General features: G+C 66.7%; 21 protein-coding genes. 12 read left to right on the forward strand and 9 right to left on the reverse strand.

Annotated elements, in window-relative coordinates; genetic code table 11:
- Positions 1 to 137 precede the first annotated feature (137 nt).
- The 3 genes from LB310_RS02675 to LB310_RS02685 all read left to right on the forward strand — a co-directional run bounded on the left by LB310_RS02675 (position 138) and on the right by LB310_RS02685 (position 2,424).
- Positions 138 to 812, forward strand: coding sequence for a Crp/Fnr family transcriptional regulator (locus LB310_RS02675; RefSeq protein ID WP_278804858.1), 675 nt, complete (start codon positions 138 to 140; stop codon positions 810 to 812).
- Positions 809 to 1,447 (forward strand): cysteine hydrolase family protein, encoded by a 639-nt coding sequence (locus tag LB310_RS02680; protein WP_278804857.1) that lies wholly within the window; start codon positions 809 to 811, stop codon positions 1,445 to 1,447. The genes LB310_RS02675 and LB310_RS02680 overlap by 4 nt, the downstream gene beginning before the upstream one ends.
- 128 nt (positions 1,448 to 1,575) lie before the next feature.
- The gene (locus LB310_RS02685; RefSeq protein ID WP_278804856.1) at positions 1,576 to 2,424 is read left to right on the forward strand and encodes an RNA methyltransferase; all 849 of its coding nucleotides are present in this window, start codon (positions 1,576 to 1,578) and stop codon (positions 2,422 to 2,424) included.
- A gap of 223 nt (positions 2,425 to 2,647) precedes the next feature.
- On the opposite strand, the gene LB310_RS02690 is transcribed toward LB310_RS02685, so the two are convergent.
- From LB310_RS02690 to LB310_RS02700, 3 genes are all read right to left on the reverse strand, one after another.
- Positions 2,648 to 4,423, reverse strand: a complete 1,776-nt coding sequence (locus tag LB310_RS02690) for an MDR family MFS transporter (RefSeq protein ID WP_278804855.1) — start codon at positions 4,421 to 4,423, stop codon at positions 2,648 to 2,650.
- Between the two features lie 612 nt (positions 4,424 to 5,035).
- Entirely contained in the window at positions 5,036 to 5,890 is an 855-nt protein-coding gene (locus tag LB310_RS02695) for a DUF2064 domain-containing protein (RefSeq protein ID WP_087191790.1), read from the reverse strand.
- A 101-nt stretch (positions 5,891 to 5,991) separates the two neighbouring features.
- A complete protein-coding gene (locus LB310_RS02700) occupies positions 5,992 to 6,423 on the reverse strand; it encodes a universal stress protein (protein WP_087191789.1) in 432 nt (143 codons plus the stop codon).
- A 328-nt stretch (positions 6,424 to 6,751) separates the two neighbouring features.
- On the opposite strand from LB310_RS02700, the gene LB310_RS02705 reads away from it, so the two are divergent.
- From LB310_RS02705 to LB310_RS02720, 4 genes are all read left to right on the forward strand, one after another.
- Entirely contained in the window at positions 6,752 to 8,122 is a 1,371-nt protein-coding gene (locus tag LB310_RS02705) for an NAD(P)/FAD-dependent oxidoreductase (protein ID WP_278804854.1), read from the forward strand.
- A 715-nt stretch (positions 8,123 to 8,837) separates the two neighbouring features.
- Positions 8,838 to 9,359: a rhodanese-like domain-containing protein gene (locus tag LB310_RS02710; protein ID WP_224768054.1), complete on the forward strand. Its 522-nt coding sequence runs from the start codon at positions 8,838 to 8,840 to the stop codon at positions 9,357 to 9,359.
- A gap of 230 nt (positions 9,360 to 9,589) precedes the next feature.
- On the forward strand, positions 9,590 to 10,960 hold the full coding sequence (locus tag LB310_RS02715) for an FAD-dependent oxidoreductase (RefSeq protein WP_278804853.1): 1,371 nt from the start codon (positions 9,590 to 9,592) through the stop codon (positions 10,958 to 10,960).
- A 256-nt stretch (positions 10,961 to 11,216) separates the two neighbouring features.
- Entirely contained in the window at positions 11,217 to 11,600 is a 384-nt protein-coding gene (locus tag LB310_RS02720) for a rhodanese-like domain-containing protein (RefSeq protein ID WP_096227629.1), read from the forward strand.
- Positions 11,601 to 11,726: 126 nt separating this feature from the next.
- Here LB310_RS02720 and LB310_RS02725 read toward each other — a convergent pair whose 3' ends face one another.
- Complete coding sequence (locus LB310_RS02725) at positions 11,727 to 13,148, reverse strand: DHA2 family efflux MFS transporter permease subunit (protein ID WP_096227628.1); 1,422 nt, start codon at positions 13,146 to 13,148, stop codon at positions 11,727 to 11,729.
- 156 nt (positions 13,149 to 13,304) lie between these two features.
- Between LB310_RS02725 and LB310_RS02730 the strand changes: the two genes are divergently transcribed.
- Complete coding sequence (locus tag LB310_RS02730) at positions 13,305 to 13,454, forward strand: DUF5679 domain-containing protein (protein WP_166521691.1); 150 nt, start codon at positions 13,305 to 13,307, stop codon at positions 13,452 to 13,454.
- A gap of 133 nt (positions 13,455 to 13,587) precedes the next feature.
- Complete coding sequence (locus LB310_RS02735) at positions 13,588 to 14,292, forward strand: aquaporin (protein ID WP_167380494.1); 705 nt, start codon at positions 13,588 to 13,590, stop codon at positions 14,290 to 14,292.
- Positions 14,293 to 14,484: 192 nt separating this feature from the next.
- On the opposite strand, the gene LB310_RS02740 is transcribed toward LB310_RS02735, so the two are convergent.
- Positions 14,485 to 15,384, reverse strand: coding sequence for a LysR family transcriptional regulator (locus tag LB310_RS02740; protein WP_278804851.1), 900 nt, complete (start codon positions 15,382 to 15,384; stop codon positions 14,485 to 14,487).
- A 155-nt stretch (positions 15,385 to 15,539) separates the two neighbouring features.
- Positions 15,540 to 16,475, reverse strand: coding sequence for a LysR family transcriptional regulator (locus LB310_RS02745; RefSeq protein WP_123673097.1), 936 nt, complete (start codon positions 16,473 to 16,475; stop codon positions 15,540 to 15,542).
- A 303-nt stretch (positions 16,476 to 16,778) separates the two neighbouring features.
- Here LB310_RS02745 and LB310_RS02750 point away from each other — a divergent pair, with 303 nt between their 5' ends.
- The 3 genes from LB310_RS02750 to LB310_RS02760 are packed head-to-tail and all read left to right on the forward strand — an operon-like array spanning position 16,779 to position 20,294.
- Positions 16,779 to 17,768, forward strand: a complete 990-nt coding sequence (locus LB310_RS02750) for an acyl-CoA dehydratase activase-related protein (protein ID WP_123673094.1) — start codon at positions 16,779 to 16,781, stop codon at positions 17,766 to 17,768.
- Complete coding sequence (locus LB310_RS02755) at positions 17,761 to 19,110, forward strand: hypothetical protein (RefSeq protein WP_227115321.1); 1,350 nt, start codon at positions 17,761 to 17,763, stop codon at positions 19,108 to 19,110. Before LB310_RS02750 ends, LB310_RS02755 begins: the two co-directional genes overlap by 8 nt.
- Positions 19,107 to 20,294, forward strand: coding sequence for an acyl-CoA dehydratase activase (locus tag LB310_RS02760; protein WP_096227624.1), 1,188 nt, complete (start codon positions 19,107 to 19,109; stop codon positions 20,292 to 20,294). Before LB310_RS02755 ends, LB310_RS02760 begins: the two co-directional genes overlap by 4 nt.
- A gap of 126 nt (positions 20,295 to 20,420) precedes the next feature.
- Here LB310_RS02760 and LB310_RS02765 read toward each other — a convergent pair whose 3' ends face one another.
- The 3 genes from LB310_RS02765 to LB310_RS02775 form a co-directional block, all read right to left on the reverse strand.
- Positions 20,421 to 20,927 (reverse strand): nitroreductase family protein, encoded by a 507-nt coding sequence (locus LB310_RS02765; protein WP_096227623.1) that lies wholly within the window; start codon positions 20,925 to 20,927, stop codon positions 20,421 to 20,423.
- A 593-nt stretch (positions 20,928 to 21,520) separates the two neighbouring features.
- Positions 21,521 to 23,446, reverse strand: a complete 1,926-nt coding sequence (gene htpG / locus LB310_RS02770; protein WP_096227622.1) for a molecular chaperone HtpG — start codon at positions 23,444 to 23,446, stop codon at positions 21,521 to 21,523.
- 220 nt (positions 23,447 to 23,666) lie between these two features.
- Positions 23,667 to 24,623 carry an SGNH/GDSL hydrolase family protein gene (locus LB310_RS02775; protein ID WP_278804841.1) on the reverse strand — a complete coding sequence of 319 codons (957 nt, stop codon included), beginning with the start codon at positions 24,621 to 24,623 and terminating at the stop codon, positions 23,667 to 23,669.
- Positions 24,624 to 24,654 lie beyond the last annotated feature (31 nt).

Consider the following 24,654-nt stretch of genomic DNA (forward strand, 5'->3'; position numbering starts at 1 on the left):
CCAGATGGCCGACGCCTGCATGGGGATGGCGCATTCGCCTCGCCCGGCTCCTCGCCCTTCCCCGCTTTCACTTGCCTTGCAGGCCCCGCTCGATGATAATGAACCCGTTTCTGTTGTATATGCAACAAAGGAAGACTATGGACCGCCATCTTCCCGTCATCAGCCGCTCGTCGCTGTTCGACGGCATCGACCACAACGACCTCGAGGCGCTGCTGCACTGCCTGGGCGCACGCGCGCGCCGCTACCCACGAGGGTCGGCCGTGCTGCGCGTGGGCGACGTGACCACGTGCATGGGGCTGGTGCTGGAGGGGGCGGTGCGGCTGGAGAAGGAGGACTACTGGGGCAACCGCACGATCCTGGCGTCGTTCGGCCCCGGCCAATCGTTCGCCGAGGTGTACGCCTGCGAACCCGGCCTTCCCCTCGACCTCAACGTGGTGGCGGCCGAGGACGCGCTTGTCCTGCTCATGGACGTGCGGCGCGTCACCAGCCTGTGCCCTGCGTCGTGTGCGTTCCACGCGCGTCTCGTCCGCAACCTGCTGGGCATCGTGGCGCGCCGCGCGCACGCGCTCACGCGCAAGATAGAGCACACGTCGCAGCGCACGACGCGCGCCAAGCTGCTGTCGTACCTTTCCGACCAGGCCCGTGCAGCGGGAACGAGCCGCTTCACCGTGCCGTTCGACCGCCAGGAACTGGCCGACTACCTGTCCGTGGACCGCAGCGCCATGTGCGCCGAGCTGTCGCGGATGAGGGAAGAGGGTATCATAGACTACCGCAAGAACGTGTTCGAGCTCGGAGAAGGGAGCGCGCTATGATCGATCCGCACAAGGCGGCCCTCATCATCATCGACATGCAGAACGGGTTCATCGACCCGGCATCGGCCCTGTGCGTGGAAGGGGCGGCGGCCACGGTGCCCGCGTGCTCGCGCGCGCTCGACCACGCGCGCGAGCTGGGCATGCCCGTGTTCCACGTCGTGCGCGAGTACGCCGAGGACGGCTCGGACGTAGAGGCGGTGCGCCACGCTGCCTGGGATGGCGGCGGCAAGCCCGTGTCGCGGGCGTGCGCGAATCCGCACTCGCTCGACGAGCCGGCGCCGCTCGCGCCGCAACCCGGCGACCGCGTGGTGGTGAAGCCGCGCTTCTCCGCGTTCTTCAACACGAATCTGGACAACGTGCTGCGTCGCCTGGGCGTGGGGACGGTGGTGCTCATCGGCACCACCACGCCGAACTGCATTCGCACCACCTGCTACGACGCGCTCTCGCTCGACTACAACGTGGCCGTCATCGAGGATTGCACCTCGTCGCGCACCCCGGCCGTGCAGGCGACGAACATCGAGGACATGGCTCACATCGGCGCGCAGATGCTCACCTGCGACGAGTTCTGCACGCAAGGCCTGGCGAACGTGCGCGACGTGGCAGCCGAAGTCCGCGCTGCCTGCAACAGGCGCTAGGGACTTTTGCACGGAAACCGGGGCTGGGCGATTTGCCAAGAGAGGGTCGCGCGCAACCCCTTCGGCATCCAGGCACCGACTTTTGGTATAGTCCTTGCGAACGACACGGAACGAGGAAGGTGCCCGCCATGCCCCTAGTGGAGATCTCGACGCTCGACGACCCGCGGCTCGATGCGTATGCGCGGCTGACCGACGTGCAGCTGCGCAGCCGGCTGGAACCGGAGCGCGGGGTGTTCATCGCGGAGTCGAGCAACGTGATAGAGCGGGCGCTCGAGGCGGGAATGCAACCATTGTCGCTGCTTATGGAAGCTAAGTGGCTCGACGCCCTGCAGCCAGTCGTCGCGCGAATCGAGGCCGAGCACCCTGAGGTGCCCGTGTTCGTGGCACTGCGCGAGGAGCTGGCAAAGCTCACGGGGTTCGAGCTGACGCGCGGTGCGCTTGCGGCATTCAAACGCCCCGCGCCACCGAGAGTGGCCGACATCGTGCGCAATGCGCAGCTCGTGGCCGTGCTGGAGAACATCACGAACCACACGAACGTGGGCGCCATCTTCCGTTCGGCCGCGGCGCTGGGCGTGGATGCCGTGCTCGTGACACCCGAGTGCTACGACCCGTTGTACCGCCGTGCGGTGCGCGTGTCGATGGGAACCGTGTTCCAGGTGCCGTGGACGCGCATCGGCGAGGAGGCGGACCCGCGCGCGGGCAAGGGAGCTTGGGCGGAGGACGGCCTCCCGCTGCTGCGCGATCTGGGATTCGCCACGGCCGCGATGGCGTTGTCGGACGACTCGGTGCCGCTGGACGACGCCGACCTGGCCGCCGAGCCGAAGCTCGCGCTGGTGTTCGGCACCGAGGGCGACGGCCTGGCGCCCACCACCATCGCCGCCTGCGACTACACGGTGCGCATCCCGATGCAGCACGGAGTGGACTCCCTGAACGTGGCCGCCGCCAGCGCCGTGGCCTTCTGGGAGCTGCGCCGGTAGTGACGCCGTTTTTTCCCGCTTCTGCCAAAAACGAGCCGGTTTGGCAATCGCGACACGGCTTCGGAGGGATTTCCGACGCTCATACAGCGAGCAGCGAGGGCGTTTCACCAGGTGGCGTTCTTCGAACATATTCATAGTTATATACTATGGATTGCCAAAACGGCTCGTTTTAGGCATGAGGGGCCTGATTCGACGTCGTGAAGCCGGAAAAGCCCTCATGCCCCTACAGCGCATCGTCCCCTGGGTGGCCGGTGTGGTTCACGCTCTTTGCCAGGGGGTTCTCCTTGAGGGTGAGCATGAGGAGGAAGCCCACCACCAGCAGGGGCACCACGTACAGGAAGATGGGCACGAGCGCGTCGGAGTACGCGGTGGTTATGATGTCGCGCGCGGGGCCGCCGAGGTGATCGATGAACTGGGGCGTGATGCGGTTCATGCTGATGTTGTCCGTCTTCGGCAGCTGCGCGGCCAGGTCGGCGGCGAGGCGCGACGTGAACAGCGCGCCCACGAGCGACGCGCCCAGCGTGGAGCCGATCTGCCGGAAGAAGTTGTTGGCCGCGGTGGCCGTGCCCACGATGGCGTGCGGGAACTCGTTCTGCACGATGAGCACGAGGATCTGCTGCCCGAGGCCTATGCCGAAGCCCAGCACGAACAGGAACACGCCCGTCACCAGCAGCGATGTATCCGGCGTGAGGCGCGACAGCAGCACGAAGCCCACCGCCGCCACGGCGCACGACGCGATGGGCATCCACTTGTAGCGCCCGGTCTTCGTGGCCAAAAAGCCCGTGCCCACCGCCGTGAGCAGCACGCCCGCCATCATGGGGAACGTCATGAGCCCGGCCTGCTCGGGCGCGAGGCCGTCCACGATCTGGAAGTACGTGGGCAGATACGACACCGTGCCCATCATGCCCAGCATGATGAACATGCCCGTGACGGTGCACACCACGAAGTTGCGGTTCTTGAACAGGAGCATCGGGATGATGGGCTCCTTCGCCCGCCGCTCCACCAGCACGAACGCCACGGCCGCAACCACGAACAGCGCGAACAAGCCGATGATCTGCCATGACAGCCAGGGATACAACGTGCCGCCCCATGCGGTGGCCAGCACGAGCGACGACACCGAAACGGCCATGGCCATCATGCCGCCCACGTCCACCGGCGGGCGGTCGTCGCGACGCTCGGGGTTCGTGAGGAAGAACGCCACGGCCGCGATAGCCAAGAGCGCCAGCGGGATGTTGAAAGCGAACAGCCAGCGCCAGCCCGTCACCTGCACGAACCAGCCGCCCAGAAGCGGCCCCACCACGGTGGACACGGCGAACACCGAGCCCATGACGCCCATGTACTTGCCGCGCTGCCGGGGCGGGATGATGTCGGCGATGGTGGCCTGCGCCAAGATGATGAGGCCGCCGCCCCCGAGCCCTTCAACGGCGCGACCCGCGATGAGGCCGTCCATGCTGGGCGCGAGCCCGCAGGTGGCCGAGCCCACGATGAACGCCGAAAGCGCCACGATGAACAGGTACTTGCGGCCGAACAGGTCGCCCAGCTTGCCGTAAATGGGCATCATGATGGTGGAGGCCAGGATGTAGGCCGTGGTCACCCACTGCATGTGGTCGACACCGCCGAGGTCGCCCACGATGGTGGGCAGCGCCGTGGCCGTGACCGTCTCGGACAGCGTGGACACGAACATGGCCAAAAGCAGGCCCGCGAACACGGCCGCCACGCCGCGCTTGCGCTCGGGCTTGAGCTCGGCGGCAGGCACGTCGCCCTGCCTGGCGGAGGCGGCGGCCAGCTCTCGGGCGCGCTCGGCCGCGGCGGCTTCCTGCGCGTCGCGCACGGCGACAGCAGGCACTCCTTCGGTGGTGGCCGAAGCGGGCGAAGGGACCGTCGAAGGGCGCGCGGAGCCGCTCGCCTCCGCCGCCTTGGTCGTTCGCTGCGTCTCTGCCGCTTCGCGCACCCGCGCCTCGTCGGCCGCCGTGCCGCCTGTTCGATCCACGCCTTCCATCGCCGCTCCTTCGCGTCCGCCGAATCTCGAACCTCAAGTATGCAATTCCGCGCGGTCGCGCGCCGACCTTCGCACGCAGCGGACACCAACCCGTCAGCAATGCGCCACACGTCCGTTCGCGGAGGATCTGGCGCGGTCTAGCATGGGTTCTTCGCAATATCGGCCCTCCCGAGTCACCGTTTTGACCGCTGTGAAGCCCATCGAATTCGCACGAGAAGGATACGCGGTCGGCGAGCTGGGAAAACGCTCCCATCTTCTCAGCCACGCCGCGCGAAGGTGCCTCCAAGCCTTGGAAATCGCTTCACAGCGGTCAAAACGGTGCAATTTCAAGCTTGAGAACGATAGGCGAGTGCCCCGCCAGAACATTTCGCGATCCTGGCAGGGCGAGACCACTTGTCACACCGAGCGTGAGGTTCGCAGGATGACGCAGGAGCAGACGCAGGAAGGAGATGATGCAGTGCATACGGCGTCGGAAATCGCGCTGCCAGCATTTCGAGGACAGCAGAACACGACGGGGGACAAAGGGCGGGAAAGCATCCTAGGAGAACGTGCGCTGCGCGGAGGAGCATCGCACGCTCCTCCGCGCAGCATCCCCCTCGTGGCGGCTTTTCCTCAGTCGATCCCCTCGCGGGGGTCGTGAAGGTCGTTCGGCGGTACGCGCACCTCGTCCCAGCCCATCTGCTTAAGGGCGTCGGCAGTGCGCCACGGCGGCGTGACGTCGTCGAACTTCGCACAGTAGCACAGCGCCTCCACCACGGTGATGGCGTGCATGAGGTCGGCCATGGTGTCCACGTCGGGGATGGGTGGCAGGTACAGCGCCGGAAGCCCCTGCTTGCGCGCCTTCGCGATATAGGCGGGCAGCACGGTAAGGCCGTCGGGATTGTAGAACACGCCCGTGTGGTCGAAGTCCGTCTCGCGCGTCCACCCGATCACCGACACGCCCATCTCCTGGTCCGGCGCCAGCACGATACCGCCGCCCTCCACGTCGTCCAAGCGGTGCAGCGCGTCGAACCCGGCAATGACGTCGGCTTTCGTGAGCGCCGGCATGTCGGCGCCCATGGACAGCACCGCGTCGGCACCGCGCTCGAACGCCTGCGCGAACGCATGGTTGTAGTGCTCGTCAAAGCTCGAGCCCTCGTCGGCGATGAACGTGATCGGGCGCGGCCACGTGCCCGCCTTGTAGTACAGGTCGCGCATGACCCCGACGTTCGACGCCGGCGTTGTGGAGATGACCAGCTCGTACACGTCGCGCACGCCCTCGGCTTCGGCCCGCTCGGCCGAACGCGCCTCGAGGTCGGCGAGCGCCGCACAGCAGACCTCCGTCACATCGAACAGCATGCAGTGGTACAGCGCCGAGGCCACCTCGGGCGTGAACACGCCGTCCTTGAGCGTTGTCAGGCGAGTTTTCACCAATCCCGGCGCCGGCGGTTTGCTGAACAGGACCAACGAGTTCTTGCGTTCCCTCAAATTTCTCCTCCTTGCTCTTTGCGGCGGCCCTGCAGGAGCGCGAGGCCGCCGCGCACCGCCCCCCAGCGGTGCGCTTGCGTGCAGCTGCTATCGGCGAAACGCTACCGGGCGATAAGCACCGGGAGGCTCGTGCCGTTCAGCACCTTATGGCTCACGCTGCCCATGTACTCCTTGAGGCCGACGAGACCGCGGTTGCCGATGACCACCATATCGTAATCGCGCTGCTCGGTGAGCTTGATTATCTCCGTCGCAGGGTTCACACCCGTCATGAGCAGGGTCTCGGTGCGCGCGGCCACGTCTTCGCCCAGGCTTTCCTCCATCTTGGCCAGCACGTCCTCGCCGTCGGATATCATCATGTCGAGGATATCCTTGAAGCTGGCCGTCTGCGATTCGTCAAGCAGTGGGATGGGAACCACGTACACCAGATCGAGGTGCATGTCGGGATCGGGCGCAGCCAGGGCCTCCGCCAGCTCGAGCGCGCGCCGAGCGCCCTCGGACTCGTCCACAGCCACCAATACCTTGTTGATCTTCATGTCGCGCTCCTTTCGCGCACGTCCGCTTCGAACGCGCTTGTCGCCGGCGAGCTTCCTTCACTGACAGTATAAAGGTTTTGGCAGGCTGCGTGCGCCGTTGTTCGGAGGCGGTTGCCTGGGCGGCGCGCGGCGGGCTGCATCGCGATTTGCCAACAGCTCGGTTATCGCACGGCGCAAGGGAGCCCGCGCGACAGGTTACGCGCGCGAGCAAGACGTACGATGAGCACAACGCGCGCAAAGCGCGCACCCACCAGAATCAACCCGTTGCGCCGTAGGCGCGTGCACGCGACGGCACCCGGCCGCGCGGACCCCGAGGAAAGGAAGAGCCATGGACCAGGTAGATGCGGCGATCATAGGATTCGGAGCAGCCAGCAAGCCCTTGGCGCTCGACTTGGCGAGCGCGGGTCTCACCGTCGCCGTGATCGAGCGCTCGAGCCGCATGTACGGCGGGGCCTGCGTCAACACCGCCTGCCTCCCCTCGAAGATGCTCGTGCATGCGGCGGCCGTGAGCGCGTTCGAAGGCGGCGAGTTCCCGGCGCGTGCCGAGCGCTACGAGGCCGTGATCGACGAGAAGAACGAGGCCACGGCCCGCCTTCGCGAGCGGAGCTACCGCACGCTCGCCGACAACCCGCGCATCGAGGTCATCGACGGCGAGGCCACGTTCGTGGACGCCACCCACCTGTCCGTGCGCACGGCCGACGGCGAGCGCCAGCTGGAGGCGGCGCGCACGTTCATCGACACCGGCTCCGTGCCCGCGCTGCCCGACATTCCCGGTGCGGACGGCAAGCGCGTGTACACGAGCGAGTCGCTGCTGGACGTGAAGATACTTCCCGAGCGCACGGTAATCGTGGGCGCTGGCTACGTAGGGCTGGAGTTCGCCTCGCTGTTCGCCGACTTCGGCGTTGACGTGACGGTGCTGCAGGGCGGGGAGGATTTCCTGCCGCGCGAGGACGCCGACATGGCGCGCGCCGTACGCGAGAACTTCGAGCAGCGGGGCATCAAGCTCATGCTGGGCGCGCAGGTGAAGAGCCTGGAAGACGATGTGGCGCAGGTGCTGGTCATAGCCGACGTAGATGGCAAGGAAGTGCGCCTGCCCGGCGATTTCGCGCTCGTGGCCACGGGGCGGCGCCCCGCCACGGACGGCCTGAACCTCGAGGCCGCCGGCGTGCAGGTGGACGGGCGCGGCGCCATCGTCACCGACGAGCACCTGCGCACCACCGCGCCGAACATCTGGGCCATGGGAGACGTGACGGAGCCGCAGCAGTTCACCTACGTGTCGTACGACGACTACCGCATCGTGGCCTCCGACGTGCTGGGCGACGGCACGAAGACGAAGGGCACCCGCGGCGCCGTGCCGTCCTGCATCTTCGCCGACCCGCCGCTCGCCCACGTCGGCCTGACCGAGCAGGAGGCGCGCGACCAGGGGTTCGACGTGGCCTGCGCCGTCATGACGGCCGACGACCTGCCGAAGGTGCCGCTCTTGGGCAAGGAGGCGCTGCTCATGAAGGGCGTCGTGGACAACGCCACGGGGCGCGTGCTGGGCATCCACCTGTACTGCTCGGGCGCGCCCGAGATCGTGAACCTGGCGAAGCGCTTTCTGGACGACGGCTGCACCGCCGCCGACATCCGCGACGCCGTGTTCACCCACCCCACCGTCACGGAGGAGCTGAACAACCTGTTCGCGAAGGTGGCGGGGTAGGCGCAAGAGGCAAGCACGGGCGGCGGAGCTTGATGCAGGATGGCGCCGTTGCCGACCATCGTGCAGACCGTCGGCGTTGCCGGCCAGCCAAGCAGGCTGCGCCGCGGTCGGAAGAGGATTTTGCCGAAGCCCCTGCCGGTATAAGTGGCGGACGACGCGAGGCCGTGCTATCATGCGGGCGAGCCGCAGGGAGCTGCTAACTCCCCACGGCTCTCGAATCGCTTCGGCGGTTTGGTCTTACTTTGAGGGCTCCCCGTCCTTGCGGATTGGGAGCCGCTCCAGTATTACAGCCACTAACTGCACCGTACTGGCAGCCAGCTCGAGATTGCCACCGCCATAAGCACCAAATCGGTCATGGTCTCCACCACCCTTCCGTTTCGCCCAACACTCGGGGATAGGAGTGGAAAGGGGTGTGGAACCGCGCCACCTCCGCGCTTCGTGGCATGTATCCTACCGCCGCAACCTTGCACCGCGACCGTCAGGAAGGCCCGTGCAAAACCGCGAGAACCTTGTGCGGTTCCGACGCAGCATTCCGCCAAACCTTGCGGGGAACTAACGAGAATCTAGCAAAATCCCCCTTTGTTTTCGCTTGCGTCGCTCGCGGGAGAAATCCTACTGACCGTGTTGACTTTTAGAACTGTATGCTTTATTGTTACAGTCAATAACTGTATCTGAAACGGATACAATAAATGGGAAGGCGTAGGAGGGAGCGAATATGAGAAAAAACAGGACCAGGAGCAGGTCGCTCATCATGGTCGCAGGAGCGCTCGCCTTGACGGCGACGCTCGCTTTGGCGGCCTGCAGCGCGCAGACCGGCGGAATGACGGGCAGCCCGAACACGGGCGAGGGTACCCGATCGGGTGCAGATGCCGGCACGGGCTCGGGCGTGGATGCCGGCAGGGGCGCGAGCGCCTACCATAAGATCACGGCGGAGGAGGCCAAGGCCCTCATCGACGAGGGAGGCGTTACCGTGGTTGACGTGCGCACGCCCAAGGAATACGCCGACGGGCACGTGCCCGGTGCCCTCAACATCCCGAACGAGGATATCGGGTCGACGCAGCCCTCGCAGCTGAGCAGCACCGACGACAAGCTCATCGTGTACTGCCGCACCGGCGTGCGCAGCAAGCAGGCCTCCGACAAGCTGGTTGCCCTGGGCTTCACCGAGGTGAACGACATGGGCGGTATCGTCGACTGGCCTTACGGCACCGTGGCCGGCTCCACGCCGGACGGCGCCTAGTTGCGGCGCAAGCCCCTCCTCCCGCATTCCGCCCCCCGCTCTCCCGGCTTGCACGGCACGCCGACCGCAGAACCGGGGGCGTCGGGGAGCGTGCCGCCACGACCGAACTCGTAGTTGTGTGGGCAAACGCAACCTCGACGAGTCGCGCCACGTCGGCACGCTCCCCGACGCCCCCGGCCCTACGAGCACTACGAGCAGCGAACCATCCCCCTTCCCTGAAAGGAAACATCATGAGACGAGTCGACGCAGCCGTCATAGGATTCGGCAAGGGCGGCAAGACGCTGGCAGGCGCGCTCGCCGCAGCGGGCAAGACGGTGGCACTGGTTGAGAAGTCTCCGAAAATGTACGGCGGCACCTGCATCAACGTGGCCTGCATCCCCACGAAGTCGCTCGTGCATTCCGCCGCGCTGTCGGCAGCGCAAGGCGGCACGTTCAGCGAGCGTGCCGCGCGCTACGCGACCGCCGTCGACGAGAAGGATCGCGTGACCGGCCTGTTGCGCAGCAAGAACTACCGCAAGCTGGCCGACCTGCCAAACGTGGAGGTGGTGGACGGCACGGCCTCGTTCGCCGACGCGACGCACCTGACCGTGGCCAAGCCGGACGGCACCCGGGAAACCATCGAGGCCGCGCAGGCGTTCATCAACACGGGGGCCCGCCCGTTCGTGCCGCCCATCCCCGGCGTCGACGGACCGCGCGTGCACGTGAGCGAGACGCTGCTCGACGTGCGCACGCTGCCCGAGCGCCTGGTCATCATCGGCGGCGGCTACATCGGCATGGAGTTCGCCTCGATGTACGCCAACTTCGGCTCGCAGGTCACGGTCGTGCAGAACGAGGACGCGTTCCTGCCCCGCGAAGACGCCGAGATAGCCGCGGCCGTGCTGGACAGCGTGGAAGGGCGCGGTATCCGGGTGATCCGCGGAGCGGGCGTGCGGCGCATCGACGACGAAGCCGACCAGGCCGTCGTGACGGTGGAGATCTCCGGCGCCGAGGAACGCCTGCCCGCCGACGCCGTGCTCGTGGCCACCGGCCGCCGCCCCAACGTGGACGGCCTCAACCTCGAGGCGGCCGGCGTGGAGCTCACCGAACGCGGCGCCGTGCGCACCGACGAGCACCTGCGCACCACCGCGCCGAACATCTGGGCGCTGGGCGACGTGGCGGGCGGCTTGCAGTTCACCTACATCTCGCTCGACGACTCCCGCATCGTGAAGGCGGACGTGCTGGGCGACGGCGCGCGAACCACGGCGAACCGCGGCACCGTGCCTTACAGCGTGTTCCTGGACCCGCCGCTCTCGCGCGCGGGCATGACCGAGCAGGAGGCGCGTGCCGCCGGCTTCGACGTGAAGGTGGCGAAGCTGCCCGCCGCGGCCATCCCGAAGGCGCAGCTGCTGCAGAAGCCCACGGGGCTGTTGAAAGCCGTTGTCGATGCCGGCACCGGCCGCATCCTGGGCGCCCATCTGTTCTGCGAGGAGTCTTACGAGATGATAAACACAATAAAGCTGGCCATGGATGCCGGGCTTCCCTACCAGGTGCTGCGCGACGCCGTGTACACGCATCCCACCATGAGCGAGGCGTTCAACGACCTGTTCGCGCAAGTAGGGTAGCACGCGGCCCTGCGCCCGTGGCGGTGCGGGTGCAGATCCCGTGCGGCCCTGCACCCTCGCCGATGGCAGCCGCTTGCGCAGGGACGCGTGCGCCCCCGCGCAAGCGGCTGCCCGGTTTTTTCACCGCGCAGGGGAACTTCCGCTTGACAGGCCCCGCGAAGAGAATTACTGTTACCGTCATAAACTGTAATTATCTTAGATACATTTACGTCCTTCCCCCGCTCGCCGTGTCGGGAAGGGCAGGCGGGAGGACAGCATGGCAGACGGGGAAGGCTCGGTCAAAGTCATCATCACGGCCGAGGAGCAACGGGCGCTCGACTCGGGCGCCTACCACCTGATCTCAAGCGAGGCCGCCGAGGACCTGGTCGACCGGGGCGGCGTGACCATCCTGGACGTGCGCTCGCCGCAGGAGTACGGCGACGGGCATCTGCGCGATTCGCTGAACATGCGCTACGACAGCTTCGACCAGCTTCCTCCGGAGCTCGAAGGGCTCGACCGCGATGCCCCGGTGCTCGCCTACTGCCGCACCGGCAACCGCGCCCGGAAAACCTGCGCGCAGCTCATCAACAACGGCTTCACCAACGTGTACAACATGGACAAGGGCATCCTCGACTGGGCCGGCGTGACGGTAGCCTGGTAGACGGCTCCCGCGCCGCGGACTCGAGCGCGCGGAACCTGCGGCAACCCGCCCAGGCCGGTGTGCCCCGCCGAGGGAGCGCCAGGCCGCGCGCCGCAGGTGCGCCGCCCGAGTCCGCGGCGCCGCCCGTCAGGCCGCAGCCGCGCCCTTCGCATCCTTGCCGTGACGCTTGCCATGCACGAACACGATGGTCCCCACGAGCGACACGCCCAGCAACGCTGCCTGCAGGCCGAACGACACGCTGAACCCGTGCATGCTCACACCCGCCCCGGCAACCACCGCCGCGCCCGCCGACGCGTGCGCCACCACGGCCACCATGACCGACGAGCCCAGGGACCCGCAGATCTGCCGCAGCGAGTTCACGATGGCCGTGCCCTGGGGAAGGTCGTCCCCGCCCAGGTCCGTCATGCAGTACGCCGTCATGGGCATGAGAATGAACGCCACGCCCACCATGCGCACCAGGTACAGGGCCGCCACCAGCACCACGGGCGTTGAATCCGAGAAGAACATGAACGAGGCCGTGCCCGCTATGAGAAGCGAGAAGCCCGCGATGCCCACGAGCTTGCCGCCGAAGCGGTCGAACAGGCGCCCCGTCACCGGGTTCAGCAGCGGCATGCACAGCGCACCCGGCAGCAGCGTGAGCCCCGACTGCGTGGCCGAGAACCCGTGGATCTCCTGCAGGTAGAGCGGAACCTGCAGAGCCGACGCCATCATGGCCATCTGCGCCACCACCAGCAGCAGCACCCCCGTGCGGAACACGCGGTTGCCGAACAGCCTAAGCTTCAAATACGGCTTGCGCAGGCGCATCTGCCGCACGGCGAACACCGCCACCAGCGCCACGCCCGCGAGCGTGGGCCCGAAGGCGCGCGCATCGAGGAACCCGAACTGCTCGAGGCCCGTCACTCCCACCATGAACACGACCAACCCGAACGTGTACAGCAGCACGGACGGCACGTCGAGCGCGATGCGCTCGTGCCTGCCCACGTCGCGCACCACAAGCGACGAGGCCAGAAGCGACGCCACGGCCACGAAACCCAGCAGCAGGAAGATGGTGCGCCATCCGAGCGCATCCGTGATGATGCCCGACAGCGTGGGACCCACGACCGGCGCGAACCCGAACACCAGCCCCACCAGGCCCAGGGCCTGGCCGTACTGGTCCTTCGGGTAGATCTCCAGCGCCACCACCTGGATGAGGGGCATGAGCACGCCCGTGCCGCACGCCTGCATGAGCCGTGCAGCCAGCAGCAGCGGGTAGGCCGTGGCGTTGTACGCGAGCGCGCAGCCAGCCGCGAAGAGGGCGAGCGCGCCCAGGAACAGCCAGCGCACGTTGCAGCGGGTGATGAGGAACGCCGAGAACGCGGCCACGATGCCCAACGTGTACATATACGACGTGGTAAGCAGCTGCCCCAGCGTGGCATCCACGCCGAACTCGCGCATAACAGCAGGAAGGGCGCTCGTGAGCATGCTCTGGCTGACTGAGGCCACGAAGGTGCCCACCAGCATGGCGACCAGCACCACCTTCGGGCTGAACTGTTTTTCGACGAACGGCATGCCTTGATCATACGCCCGCTGGCAACCGCGTGTCAAAGAACGGTCGGCCAACGTGCGCTGTCAACCCTTTCAACTACATTTTAACCGTATTGACATGGGGTTACGGTCAAACGACGATAACAGCGCCAACTATTTTCAAAGGAGAGGAGACCACCCATGGCGGTCGAGGCGTACTGCATGAAGTGCAAGGAGAAGAAGGTCATGGCTGACCCCGTGGCCAGTACCACGAAGAACGGCAAGCCCATCACGAAGGGCACGTGCCCCGTGTGCGGCAGCACGATCTGCCGCATCGGCAAAACCAAGTAACGGCCGGCAGAGGAATCGGCGCGCCCGCAAGCAACCGCGCATCGCGGGCGCGCACAGGCAAGAACGCATCGGGCCCGTGCAGCGCATGAGCCCGCGCAAGCATTCGCTTATCGAAAGCAAGGGGAGCCTCAATATGGAAGCATCATCGATGAAAAAGTACGCCGCAGAGGCGTTCGGCACGTTCGTGCTCACGCTGTTCGGCTGCGGCAGCGCCGCCGTGGCAGGCGCGACGCTAGGCACGCTCGGCATAGCCATGGCGTTCGGCCTTTCCATCGTGGCGATGGCGTTCGTCATCGGCAACGTGTCGGGGTGCCATATCAACCCGGCCGTATCGTTCGGCCTGTTCCTGGACAAGCGCCTGTCGGGCAAGGACCTCGTGGGCTACTGGGTCGCGCAGTTCGTCGGCGGCATCGTGGCCGCGGCCGTGCTCGCGCTCGTCATAAGCATGTGCGACCTGGGAGGCGTGGCTGCCACGGGCCTTGGCTGCGACGGCTACGGAGCCGCGTCCGCCGTGGGAATATCCCTGGTGGGAGCCCTTATCGTCGAGGTGATCCTCACCTGCATCTTCGTGCTCAGCGTGCTGGGCTCGACAGCCGACGAGCGCACGGCGCCCTACGCCGGCATCATCATCGGCCTCACGCTGGCGTTCGTGCACATCATGGGCATTCCGCTTACGGGCACGTCCGTGAACCCGGCACGCAGCTTCGGCCCGGCCCTTATGATGGCCGTCTCCGGCGATGCCGGCGCGCTTTCGCAGGTGTGGGTATTCATCGCGGCCCCGCTCGCAGGCGCCGCGCTGGCCGCGCTCATCTGGATGGGGCTTAAAAAGCGCAAGTAGCGAGAAGGTGCGGTATGAAAGTTTCGCCTCGTCGTCTGTCCCGGGTCGAGCGTAAGGCAAGGGCTCTGCCCTTGCCTTACGGCGAGACCGCCTCGTAGGGCAGAGCCCTTGTCCTGCGAGGCGGTCCCCAGGCCGGGCTTGCGTTCTGGGAGTTTAGATGCAGCCCGTCGTTAAAGGGAGCCTTCGGATGCGCTACTTCAGGAACGGAAGCCCGCCGTCGCCCAAGCGCAGCTTCTCCACCACGGATCGCATCATGGCACCGCGTCCCTTAAGGCAGACAAGGCAGATGGGCACGGGCACGGCGTCTTCCGGCGCCAGCACGCGCACCGTCAGGGAAGGGTCAACGCGGCCGAGCGCGGGAATGCCCGTCGTGAAGATGATGCCTCCCTCGCTAAGGAACCGCACGACATCCGCAAGCGCCAGCTCGACGAAATTCAAGTGCGCATCCTGTTCGCGGTAGTGCTCGACGATGGTGTCGTTCGCGTCGTCGAACCAGCTTGAAAGGCCCATGGGATACCGCGCGAGGTCTTCCAGGCTGACGACGTCCTTCTGGGCGAGCGGATGCCGCGAGCCCATCATGACGCCTGCCGGAACGGTGCCCACGGGGAAGCACTCCACATCGCCATGGCGGAACGCCCCTACGGTGACGATGGCATCGTACGTGCCGTCCGCAAGCCCTTCGAATCCTGCCTCTCCCGTGGCAAGCTCGTACGTCACCTCGATACCGAGACGTGCCCGCGTGAACGAGGCCGTGTTCTCGCGCACCATCTCGTTGCCGGGAAAGGCCGGCGTGTTCAGCGCAAGCCGAAGTCGATCGGGCGGGCCGCCGCGCTCGCCGTAAGACCGGGCGAACGCCTCCAAGCTGTCGAACCCGGCGATAACATCAAGCGCCTTCTTGCCGAACTCCTGGCAGAACGGCGTGGGACGCATGCCGCGGCTCTCGCGCACGAACAGGCGCTGGCCCAGCTCGCGCTCGAGGTCGGCGATGGCCTTCGACACCGCCTGCACGGTTACGTACAGGTCTTTCGCCGCCGCGGTCAGACTGCCGTGCTCGACGACCGCGGTCAAGTATGTGATTTGCTTTATGTTCAACGACGCACCCTATCGTACCGAGAACGAGCGTAACAGCGTGCCATTGTACCCGGCCCTCCCTGCCGCCCACCGATCAGAAAAGCCCTTCAAATATTTTTTCAAGTCGCCCTACGATTTGCCATGGCAGAGATACGAACACCGTATCGCACGCTTCCTCATCGAGGGGACGAGGCGATCCCTCCCCCTCCGACCACGATCAGCTCGCTCGCAAGCCAACGCTCGAAGGCAAGGTAAGCCGGCGACTTGCGGTCTTTCATGCTTACCAGGCAGAGGGGAATGGCAACCGCGTCGCCGGAGGCCAGAGGCTTGATGACCGTACCAGGGTACATCTCGCCCAATGCCGGGATATGCACCATGAGGCACACGCCATGATGGACCTCGAGATGCTCGTCGAACTTCTCCGGTATGATCGGCACGAACATCGCGTCCACCTTGCGCCTGCGGTACACCGCGACGATGGACTCGTTGAAGCTGTCGAATTCCTGCGACACTGCAATGGGATAGTCCGAAAGATCGGCCAAGCTCACCTCGTCCTGACCGGCCAGGGGATGCGACTTGGACATAACCACCCCTGGTGCGACCGTCCCAACCGGCATGCAGTCGGTATCGGGAGTCGAAAGCGTGCCGATGGTGATGAGCGCATCATAGTCGCCTGCCCGCAACGAGAACAATCCTTGCGTGCCGGTCTCCAGCATCACGGTCGAATCGAGGCCGAGGCCCCGGTTCGCGAACAAGGCTATGCTCGCGCAAGCCTGCTCGTAACCGTAAAACGCCGGCGAGCACAGCGCGAGGCGAAGCGCATCGGGAAGGACGCTCTCGTGATAGAGCTTGGCGAAGGCCTCCAGCTCGCCGAAATCATCCAGAACCGGCAAGGCCTTTTGATAGAACGCCTTGCCGAACGGCGTGGGATGCACGCCGCGGCTCTCGCGCACGAACAGGCGCTGGCCCAGCTCGCGCTCGAGGTCGGCGATGGCCTTCGACACCGCCTGCACGGTTACGTACTGACCCTTTGCCGCCGCGGACAGACTGCCGTGCTCGACGACCGCGGCAAAGTAGCGGATCTGCTTGATATTCAACGACTTTGCCCCCAAACGCTCCTCGTTACCCTATCCCTTGAACTTTACAGCGACAAATGTCACCTTTTCATGCAGCCAAGCTCATTCAACTTCTTTTGAAACCTTACGGTTGCAGAGCTGTGGCGCGGGACAGCAGCCCGACTGCACCAGATAGCGGCCGCCAGCCCGAAGAGGGGCTGCATGCAGCCCCCTGCGCATTGCCCGGCCCGCGACGCATCCCGCTGCTTGGAAGGTTTGTGGCGAACGCCTGGGTCGGCGGACCCCCCTGGCTGCGAAGCGATACCATGGAGCCATCATCGGGGCGAGCGAAAGGGCCGCATGGGCATCCTCAAACAGGGCGACTGCGCCGACGTGCAGCGCGTGGGCGTCCCGCGGGCGCTGCTGTACTACCGCTACGGCACGCTGTGGGAGACGTTTTTCGGCGAGCTGGGGCGCGAGGTGGTGCTGAGCCGCCCGACGGACCGCGCGCTCATGGAGGCGGGCGAGGCATTGTCCGTGGACGAGTGCTGCCTGGCGTCGAAGGCCTACCTGGGACACGCCGAGAGCCTACTGGGCTCCTGCGACGCGCTCTTCGTGCCGAGCATGGGCAACCTGGGGCGGCGCCAAGGGTTCTGCACGAAGTTCCAGGCGCTGCCCGACCTGGTGGCGAACACCTTCCGCGACCGCGGCGTGCGCGTGGCTTCATGCCTGGCAGACGCAGTGGAGGGGCGCTCGTCGCTGCGCGACGCGTTCCTCGAGCTGGGCGGGCGCTTCGGCGCCAGCCCGCGCGAAGCGAAGCGGGCCTGGAGGGCGGCATCGCACGCCCAGGAGCGCGCCGATCGCACGGCGGCGGGCGCGCAGGAGCGGCTGCTGGCCTCGCTGGAGGCCACGCAGGGCGCGGGGCGGCCGTTGGCCATCCTGCTGGTGGCACACCCCTACCTGGCGCACGACCCCTACCTGGGCGGCAGCGTGACGGATGCGCTCGAACGCCTGGGCGCCACGGTGCTCTACGCCGACGAGGCCGACCACGGGCGCGCGCTCAAGGCCAGCTTCGACTTCTCGGACACCATGCCCTGGGTGGTGAACCGCGAGCTTGTCGGCGCTATCCTGCTGCTGCACGAGCGCATCGACGGCATCGTGCTGGTGAGCGCATTCCCCTGCGGGCCCGACTCCATGACCGACGACGCCATCATGCGCTGCATCCAGGGCAAGCCCATCCTGAATCTCACCATCGACGCTCAGAGCGGCACCGCCGGCCTCGAGACCCGCATCGAGAGCTTCATGGACATCCTGCGCTACCAGAAGAAGGGGGGCTACGTGCATGGCTAACCTCGAGGGAAGCGCCCGGGACCGCGGCAGGTCGAACAGCGGCACGACAGGGGCCGGGGAAATCGCAGGGACCGAGGACGACGCGAGGTTTCGCGACGGCACGGCAGGCATTGCGGGAATCCCGGATGCGGAGGCCGGAAGCGCCCTGGAGATCGGCCGGGCGGACGGCTCGGACGACACGCTGCGCGCCCGCACCGCCGTGTTCTTCGAGCGCAAGCGCCCGCCGCGACTTGTGCTGCCTCATCCGCGCCGCCGCCCGAAGCGCGACCGCCACGCCCGAACGCGCGTGGCCTTCCTACGCTACAGCTACTACGACATCGTGTTCAAGTTCTTCGTGGAGCACGTGCTTGACGCCGACTACCTGCCCCTGCCCGAGCCCACCAAGCGCACGGTGGAGCTGGGCAGCCGCAACTCCGGCGATTCGGTATGCGCCCCCTTCAAGCACATCCTGGGCGACTACATCGAGGCCTTGGAGCTGGGCGCGGACGTGCTCGTGCAGTTCGCCGGCCCCTGCCGGCTGGGCTACTACGGCGAGCTGCAGGAGTCCATCCTACGCGACATGGGCTACGAGTTCGAGATGCTGAACTTCGCCACCGTCACGGGCAAGCCGCTCACGGACTACATCGAAGCGTGCAAGAAGAAGGTGAACCCGAACCTGTCGGTGCCGCACGGCGTTCGCGGGATGCTGGCCGCGTTCAAGATGATCGAGTTCCTGGACGAGGCGCAGGACTTCTACCTGGCGCATGCCGGGTTCGAGGTCGAGCACGGGTCGTTCGACCGGGCGCTGGCCGCCTACCACGCCGAGATGCGCGCCACGGCAAACGAGCGCGATATCGCCGAGGCGCAGCGCCGCGGGCTGGAGTCGCTGCGCGGGCTGCCGGTGTGCCGCCCGGCGCGCCCCGTGCGCGTGGGCGTGGTGGGCGAGTACTTCACCGCGGCCGACCCGCATTCCAACCTGGGACTGGAGCGCAAGCTGCTCGACCTGGGCGTGGAGGTGCACCGGCAGCTGAACATGACGAACCGCAACCTGCGCTACAACGAGAGGAACCTGCGCACGGGCATTTCCGACTACGTGCGCTACGACATGGGACCCACGTCCAGCATGACCATCGCCGCCGCGCTGAGGTACGCGCAGGAGGGCTTCGACGGCGTGGTGCACTTGAAGTCGTCGGGTTGCACGCCGGAGGTGGACTGCATCCCCGTGCTGCAGCAGGTCAGCCGCGACACGGGCCTGCCCATCCTGTACCTGAGCTACGACTCGCAGACCAGCGACACCGGGCTGGACACCCGGCTCGAGGCGTTCTACGACATGCTGGCCATGAAGAAGGAGAAGACGATATGACGGAGCAGGAAGAAACTGGCCTGACCACCGACGTCGGCGAGGTGCCCTCCGGCGCCGAAGATTGCCGTGAAAAGCAGACGAAGCGTGTTTCTGCACGTGAGGAGGGCTTGGAGCGGCAAGGTTCGGCGCCGGAGGGCACCGCAGCGTCGGGCATTCCGCTCGTCTCGCCAGGGCGAGCGGAATGCTTCCTGGGAATAGACATCGGGTCCATCTCCACGAAGGGCGTCATCGTGGACGCCGACCGCGCCATCGTGGCGCGGTCGTACCTGTGGACGGAGGGCAACCCGACGGATGCGGCGCGGCGGGTGGTGGCCGACCTGGGCGCGCAGATCGACCATGCGACCATGCGCGTGCGCGCCGTGGGCACCACCGGAAGCGCACGGCGCCTCGTGGGGGCCATGCTGGGCGCGGCCGTGGTGAAGAACGAGATCACCGCGCACGCCGTGGGCACGACGTACCTGCATCCGGACGTGCGCACCATCCTGGAGATAGGCGGGCAGGACTCGAAGATCATCTGCGTGGAGAACGGCATAGCCGTGGACTACGCCATGAACACGCTGTGCGCGGCCGGCACGGGCGCGTTCCTGTCGAGCCAGGCGGCGCGGCTTGGCGTGGAGGTGGAGGAGTTCGGGGAGATCGCGCTGGCATCGAAGCGGCCGGCCAACATCGCGGCGCGCTGCACCGTGTTCGCCGAGAGCGACCTGGTGCACAAGATACAGGTGGGCTACGCGCGCGAGGACATTATCGCGGGGCTCTGCCGCGCGGTAGCGTCGAACTACCTGAACAACGTGGGCAAGGGCAAGAAGATCGTCGCACCCGTGGTGTTCCAGGGCGGCGTGAGCAAGAACGTGGGCGTGGTGCGCGCGTTCGAGGACATGTTGGGGATGAGCGTGCTCGTGGACCCCGACGGCCACCTGATGGGCGCGTTCGGCGTGGCACTGCTGGCCGCCGAGGCGAGTGCGGCGGAGGCCGGCACGGGGTCGACGGGCGCGGGCGCATCCTCGCGCACCGCCGACTGCGAGGCGTTCGACTTCCAGGCCGTAGGAGACTTCGCGTTCAAGACGCGCGAGATCGAGTGCGCCAAGTGCGCGAACCACTGCGAGATCATCTGCGTCTACCGCGACGAGCAGCTCATCGACTCCTGGGGCAACCGCTGCGACCAAGGAGCCGTGCGGGCGGGATAGTGGATTTCGCAAATTCTGAAAGAAAATTTTCGAAATTTGCAAAGTTTCATCATCGATGCCGCCTCCGCAGGACATGGCATCCACGGCGCGCACGGCACATGCCTTCGCCTGCCTACGCCGCCTCGTTTAGCTCAACCAGTGCACACGGTCCTCGGCATAGCGGTCCTTGCCCTTGGCGCGTGGCTCGGACTCCGGATAGCCCAACGCGATGACGGCAAACGGCTCCAGCCCCGCCGGCGCGCCCACGATCTCGGACACGGCGGCCATGCGCTCCGGCTCAGGCGCGATGCCCATCCACACGGCGCCGAAGCCAAGGTCGACGGCCTCCAGCAGGATGTTCTCCACGCAGGCGCTCATGTCCTGCACGGCGATCTCGGGAAAGCGCAGGCCCTCTGTGCGCATGCACGGCACGATGGCGCAAGCAGCGCCGGCCGCCGGTTTCGCATAGGGGCTGGCCTCGGACAACAGCTGCAACGTGGCCCGGTCGCGGGCCACGTAGAACTCCCACGGCTGCTGGTTGCCACCCGAAGGTGCTGCCATGCCCGCACGCAGCAGGGCGCGCACCTCGTCATCGGTCATCGGATCGTCCGTGAACCTTCGCACGCTCGCCCGTTTGAAAATCACATCTGCCATGGGTCCTCCTAGCGCTCGGCTTCGTCATGCGCCGATGATAGCGCTTTCCGCACAGTAGCGCGCGGCACGTGCGAGAACGGGAAACAAGTCGATAACAAAGGAGGGCGAGGCGCGCCTTCCCTCGGATGTTTCACGTGAAACATCCGTTCGCGCGGAGCGCGAATACGGGTGCGCTCCGCAGGAGCCGCGCCCCTCGCGCGCCAGCGCGAGAACAACCGTGCAGGTGGCATGGGCGGGAAGCGCAGCTGCCCGCCCATGCGCCCGGAGGGCGCATAACTGCCGCGCAGGTTGCCCGTGCGGGCGCGCAGCGGCCACACGCTCATGCGCCAGCGCGAGAAGGAGCTCGCAGGTAGGAGCCGGAGCGTCCGCAGCCGGGGCGCCCGCAGGGCGCCCCTTCGCGCCGGAGGCGCGAAAATGGCCGTGCAGGTTGGCGTAGTAAGTCAGCGAGAAGCCCCCTGGTGCCCGAGATTGGCGGGATCGCGGAGGTGAAGCGTACTTCGGTACGCGAACCTCCGGGATCGCGGCAAGATCGGGTGCCAGGGGGCTTCGCAGCGTCGAGTCGTTCCGGCGGCCGGCAGGCCGTCGGAACCTGATTACATCAGCTTCGCGACGTTCTGGGCGAAAGCGACCGGATCGTCGATGGGCATGCCCTCAACCAGCAGCGCCTGGTTGTACAGCAGGTCGGCGTAGAGGCGCACCTTGTCGGCGTCACCGGCCTCGTGGGCGGCCTTCAGCGTGTCGAACACCGGGTGCTTGGCATTCAGCTCCAGCACGCGCTGCGACTTCACGCCGTCGGGGCCCTCGGGGCCCTTCGACAGCACGCGCTCCATCTCCAGCGACACGGGGCCCTCGGTGGTCACGCACGCAGGCGCGTCGGTGAGGCGCGCGGACACGGCCACCTTCGTCACCTCGTTGCCGAGCGCGTCCTTCAGCGCCTTGAACAGGTCCTCGTTCTCCTTCGTGGCCTCTTCGGCTTCCTTCTTCTCATCCTCGGTGGCGAAGTCGAGGTCGCCGGACGCCACGTTCTTGAGCTCCTTCGCGCCCTCGCCGTCCTCGTTCGCACCGTAGTCGCGCATGGCGGTGAAGCAGAACTCGTCCACGTCCTGCGTGCACAGCAGCACGTCGTACCCCTTGCCCAGCACCGTCTTCACGATGGGCATCTTGTTCAGGCGCTCTACCGAATCGCCGGCGGCGTAGTAGATGGCCGGCTGGTCCTCGGGCATGGCCTCGAAGTACTCGGCCAGCGTGACCAGCTTGTCCTGCTTCGCGGAGTAGTACAGCAGCAAGTCGGCCAGCGTGTCCTTCTGCGAGCCGTAGCTGGCGTAGATGCCGTACTTCAGACCGCGGCCGAAGTTCTCGAAGAACGCCTCGTAGCCTTCGCGGTCGTTGTCGCGCATGTCCTCGAGGTCCGACGTGATCTTCTTCTCGATCTTCTTGGCGATGGCGCGCAGCTGGCTGTTGTGCTGCAGCGTCTCGCGGCTGATGTTCAGCTGCAGGTCCTGGCTGTCCACCACGCCGTGCACGAAGTTGTAGTAGTCGGGCAGCAGCTCCTCGCACTTCTCCATGATAAGCACGTTGGAGCTGTAGAGCGCGAGGCCCTTCTGGTAGTCGCGGCTGTACAGGTCGAACGGCGCGCGGCTCGGCACGAACAGCAGCGCGTCGTAGGACAGCGCGCCCTCCGCGTGCACGGAGATGGTGCGGGCCGGGTCGGCGAAGTCGTGGAAGTCGGCCTTGTAGAACTCGTTGTACTCCTCCTGGTCGACCTCGGACTTGCGGCGCTTCCAGATGGGGATCATGGAGTTCACCGTGTCGAGCTCCTGGTAGTTCTCGAACTGCGGCACGTAGTCGTCGCCGGCATCTTCGGGCTTGGGCAGCTCGCGCGACTTCGTCACCTCCATGCGGATGGGGTAGCGCACGTAGTTGCTGTAGCGCTTGACCAGGTCTTTTAGGCCGTACTCGGACAGGTAGCCGTCGTAGGAGTCCTCGTCGGTGTTGTCCTTGAGCGTGATGATGACGTCGGTGCCGTGCTCGGCGCGCTCGGCCGGCTCGATGGTGTAGCCCTCCACGCCGTCGCTCTCCCAGGCCCAGGCCTCGTCGCTGCCGTAGGCCTTCGACACCACGCGCACGCTCTTGCCCACCATGAACGAGGAGTAGAAGCCCACGCCGAACTGGCCGATGATGTCCACGTCGTCGCCCTGCACCTCGTCGTTCTCCATCTTGAACGCCATGGAGTCCGAGTGCGCGATGGTGCCCAGGTTGCGGTCGAGCTCGTCCTTCGTCATGCCGATGCCGCTGTCGCTCACGGTGACGGTGCGGGCGTCCTTGTCGAAGCTCACCTGGATGGCAAGCTCGTCCTTGGAGAGCTCGATGGACTTGTCGGTGAGGCTCTTGAAGTAGAGCTTGTCCACCGCGTCCGACGCGTTCGAGACGAGCTCGCGCAGGAATATCTCGCGGTTCGTGTAGATGGAGTTGATCATGAGGTCGAGCAGCTTCTTGCTCTCTGTTTTGAACTTGCGCATGGCGGCGTCGCTTCCTTTCGGGTACGTTCCTTCGTCAAGCGGTCGGACTGCCCTGTGTGCTAGCAGTCCAAGCCTTCGAGTGCTAAAACGAGATTTTAGTACGACGCGGGGCGATGTCAAGGAGGGTGGGCGGCAATTCCAAACAACGCCTAAGCGGCAGAGGAATACCGCCGAGAGACTGCTGATCCGCCCTGTGAAGCGCTCCGCAGGGCAAGCGCCCTCATATCCCCCGTTCGCAGACAAGCAGCCACTTGCCGCCGGTGGAGGCGGCATGGGGGCAGCCTATGCAGGAAGGCTCCGAGCAGCGCTCGGCCGAGGGCGGGGCGTCGTGGGCGGCGGCGCGCAGCGCGGCGACGCCGGGGAGCGCGACGACGCCCAACGCCGAGCTGCCGCCCAGCGCCGAGCCCGCGGCGTTGTCCGCAGCCTCCATCGCGCGCAACATCAACCCTGCGAATTGGCGCATGCCCCGTGCCGTGGGATGCGTGCCGTCCAAGGCCTCGTAGTCGCGACCGAGTGCGCGCACATCGGCCACGCGGCAGCCGTGTGCGCGGGCCGCGGCGCGGATGGCGTCGTTGTATGCGTCGAAGGGCACGCCGCGCAGGCGGTAGGCGAACGTGGAGCCGTCGCGGCCGACCACGCGACCGGGGCAGAGCGTGCAGCACCACACCTCGGCCTGCGGGTAGGCCGTGCGCAGGCGCGCGAGCATCGACCCGTACGCAGCTCCGAACCGCTCGACCGCATCGGAGGCGGCCAGACCGGGCTCGCGCTGCTCGCCGAGCGCGTCGACGTCCAGGCAGGCCGGCAGCGCGTTGCCCCGTCCGGCCGCCTGCGCGTCGGCGCCGCCCCAGCCGTAGTCGTTGATGCCCATGAACACGAGGACCGCATCGGGGGCCTGCCCGTCGCGCGCGAGGGCCGCGACGCGCTCCGCGCTGTCGCCGGCCGGGAAGCCCGCGCCCTCCACCATGCTGCCCGAGAACGACCCGTTCGCCAGAAGCTCGCCGCCCAGCGCGTCGACCACCTGCGCCCACCACGTGTCGCGCGCCTCGCGCACGCCCGTGGCAGCGCAGCGCTCGCCCTCGTAGAACACGCGGAAGCCCGTCGGGCTGCATCCCTCGAACGTGCTGATGGAATCGCCCAGAATGGAGAACCGTCGCTTTCCCGCCATCGCCTCGGCCATGATCTCGAACTCCCTCGTCCTCGGGCGCTGA

Origin of the sequence: Gordonibacter sp. RACS_AR49, from assembly GCF_030418435.1 — a bacterium.
Taxonomy (GTDB): domain Bacteria; phylum Actinomycetota; class Coriobacteriia; order Coriobacteriales; family Eggerthellaceae; genus Gordonibacter; species Gordonibacter urolithinfaciens.